General features: G+C 59.3%; 3 protein-coding genes. 2 read left to right on the top strand and 1 reads right to left on the bottom strand.

Translation table 11 applies throughout. The features are described from left to right. Positions 1-92: 92 nt before the first annotated feature. A complete protein-coding gene (locus GEU01_RS20525) occupies positions 93-701 on the bottom strand; it encodes a TetR/AcrR family transcriptional regulator (RefSeq protein WP_019087530.1) in 609 nt (202 codons plus the stop codon). Positions 702-801: 100 nt separating this feature from the next. On the opposite strand from GEU01_RS20525, the gene GEU01_RS20520 reads away from it, so the two are divergent. Next, entirely contained in the window at positions 802-2208 is a 1407-nt protein-coding gene (locus GEU01_RS20520; RefSeq protein ID WP_019087529.1) for a coniferyl aldehyde dehydrogenase, read from the top strand. Continuing rightward, positions 2205-2876, top strand: a complete 672-nt coding sequence (locus GEU01_RS20515) for an NAD(P)H-binding protein (RefSeq protein ID WP_010516413.1) — start codon at positions 2205-2207, stop codon at positions 2874-2876. The genes GEU01_RS20520 and GEU01_RS20515 overlap by 4 nt, the downstream gene beginning before the upstream one ends. The last annotated feature ends 37 nt before the right edge of the window (positions 2877-2913 follow it).

The raw sequence follows: 2913 nt of genomic DNA, 5'->3' as shown, positions 1-2913 counted from the left end.
AGAAAATTCTCATTCAAAAGTCACTCTTTTTATGGGGGGATTACCACTACGATAGAACGGATGCGTGCTTGAGCAACTTGGCGTTAGTCCAGTCAATCGGTGCAGCACATGCCATCCAGCAACACGTCCAGTGCCGCCGGAACCGGGGCTGACCCGACCTTCTCTTCAAGCAACTGATGACTGATCGCCAGCATGGCCAGGCCGTGCACCTGCGCCCAACCTGCCGCCGCCAGGGCACTGACGGCAACCGGCCGGAAGCTTCCGTCGCGTTGTCCCCTTTCCAGAAGCCCCAGAAGAATCCCGAAGGTCTTCATGGCCGCGTCATGCAGTGACGGATCTATCGTCTTGTCGGCATCGGAACTGAACATCAGCCGATAAAGACCGGGATTTTGACACGCAAATCCAATACAGGCCTGCGCCGCAGCCATGAATTGCGCGCGCGTGGAAGGCAGCCCCAAAGACATGGCTTCTGTCATGCTTTTCCCAAGCCGGACGAAGCCGATCCGGGCCAATTCGCGCAGCAGCGTCTCGCGATCCCGAAAATGCTTGTAAGGGGCTGCGTGGCTGACACCCGTGCGTCGCGCCACTTCCCGCAGGGTGAACGCCCAGTTCTGGTCTGTGGCCAGCATGTTCAGCGCCGTGTCGATCAGGGCACGACGCAGGTCGCCGTGATGGTAGGGGCGGTCCCTGGTTTCACTCATTCGTGAGGTCCATGTTTACACAAGAAACTTTTATTGACACCAGATCGTCATGCTCCATATTCTGCCTGCATAAGTTTCTCCTGTAAACATGGAGGACGCGATGTCCGATGTTACGCCCGCTGACCTGAACCGTATTCTCGACCGCCAGCGCGCCGCGTTCCTGAATGCCGGGCCACCCGGCCTAAAACAGCGGCGGACCAATCTGCGCCGCCTGAAAGCTGAAATCCTGAAGCGGCGCACAGAGATCGTGCGCGCCCTGAAAACGGATTTTGGCCAGCGGTCGGAACGCGAAAGCGCCATTGTGGAACTGATCCCGCTGGTGCAGTCGATCAATTACATGATCGCGCATCTGGGGTGCTGGATGAAACCGGAACGTCGCCACGTATCGGCCTATTTCCAGTGTGGTCGCGCCTGGGTGGTCCGGCAGCCAGTGGGCGTCGTGGGCATTATTGCGCCGTGGAATTATCCGGTCTCCCTTGCTCTCGTGCCCTTGGCAACAGCGATTGCCGCCGGCAACCGGGCCATGCTCAAACCGTCGGAATTTACACCGGCTACATCGGCAGTGATTGGCGAGATCGTTCAGGCTGCCTTTCCAGCGGAACAGGTTTCTGTCGTAACCGGCGGTGGCGAAGTGGGCGCCGCGTTCTCGGCCCTGCCTTTCGATCATATCCTGTTCACCGGCAGCACGGCGGTCGGAAAGAAGGTGGCAGAGGCGGCGGCACGCAATCTCACCCCGGTCACGCTTGAACTGGGCGGCAAGTCGCCCGTGGTGATCGCGCCCGGTTTTTCCATGCAGCAGGTGGCCGAGCGCGTGGCGTTCGGCAAGCTGACCAATGCCGGGCAGACCTGCATCGCGCCGGATTATGTGCTGGTTCATGAAGGCGACAGGGACGCTTTTGCCGCAGCCTATCAGGACGCCGTGAAAAAGCTGCATCCGGGCGGTTACGCCGGGTCGCCTGATTATACGGCCATTCTCAACACGCATCATTATGAGCGCCTGAGCGGTCTGGTCCGTGATGCCGAGGAGCATGGTGCGCAGGTCATCCGGATGGGGAGCGATTCAGCCGCCAGCCATGTCCTTGCGCCGGTTCTCATACTGGACGTCAGACCTGAACTTGCGGTCATGCAGGAGGAGATTTTCGGACCCATCCTGCCTGTGTTGACCTACAGGAACCTTGATGAAGCGATTGCTTTCATCAACGCCCGTCCCCGGCCTCTGGCCCTGTATTATTTTGGCGACAGCCGCGTTGAACGCGACAGGGTGTTGAAGAACACGATTTCAGGAAACGTGACGATCAATGGTACATTGATGCATTATGTGCAGGACGATCTGCCGTTTGGCGGTGTGGGGGACAGTGGGATCGGCGCGTATCATGGAAAGGAAGGCTTCATGGCACTTACACATGCCCGTGGGGTGTACAGACAGGGGCGTTTCAATGCGGCAACACTGCTTCAGCCGCCATTCGGCAAACTAACCGACGTCATCACCAATCTGATCCTGCGATGACGACGCGCGTTCTGCTCATCGGGGGCACCGGTCTCATCGGGCGTTCTGTCGATGCGGACCTTGCCAAGCGGCCTGATACCGTCGTCACCAGCCTGACGCGTCGGAAATCATCTTGCTCCGATCATGTCATTGATTTCGAACGCCTGTACGCGGCGCCCGAGGTGACGTTACGGACCGTCGCCCCAACTGGCGCTGACGTGGCGATTTCCTGCCTTGGCACCACAATTCGTGCCGCTGGATCGCAGACGGCCATGTTCCGCGTAGATCATGACTATGTCCTCGCTTTTGCTACAGCGGCACATGCGCTTGGCGCACGCCAGTTCATTCTCGTTTCTTCCGTGGGGGCGGGCGGTCCCGGTTTTTACCTCAGGACCAAAGGCGAGATCGAGCGCGACATCAGGGCGCTCGGTTTCAGCCGCGTGGACATCCTGCGTCCCGGCATGTTGCTGGGTCACCGTGCAGAGGCACGACCGATGGAGGCGATCGGTCAGCGGCTGGCGGCGGCGCTGGCACCGTTCATGATCGGCAGGCTTGCTGGATATGGCGCGATTGACGCGAAAACTGTCGCGAAGGCGATTGCCGGGCTTGTGGGGCAGGTGGCAGATGGATGCCGGACATATGACAATGCGGACCTGCATCGGATCGCCGGTCAAACTGCCAACTCATAAGATGATCCGGTTCGGAACCACTGGGATCAGGAATTAA

Source organism: Komagataeibacter europaeus LMG 18890 (genome assembly GCF_000285295.1).
GTDB lineage: Bacteria > Pseudomonadota > Alphaproteobacteria > Acetobacterales > Acetobacteraceae > Komagataeibacter > Komagataeibacter europaeus.
Note: the sequence above shows the minus strand (reverse complement) of the source record. Positions and strands in the feature narration are given on the sequence as shown.

Coding starts and splice junctions, on each gene's coding strand:
- GEU01_RS20525 (WP_019087530.1), bottom strand. CDS start 701: ATGAGTGAAACCAGGGACCGCCCCTACCATCACGGCGACCTGCGTCGT.
- GEU01_RS20520 (WP_019087529.1), top strand. CDS start 802: ATGTCCGATGTTACGCCCGCTGACCTGAACCGTATTCTCGACCGCCAG.
- GEU01_RS20515 (WP_010516413.1), top strand. CDS start 2,205: ATGACGACGCGCGTTCTGCTCATCGGGGGCACCGGTCTCATCGGGCGT.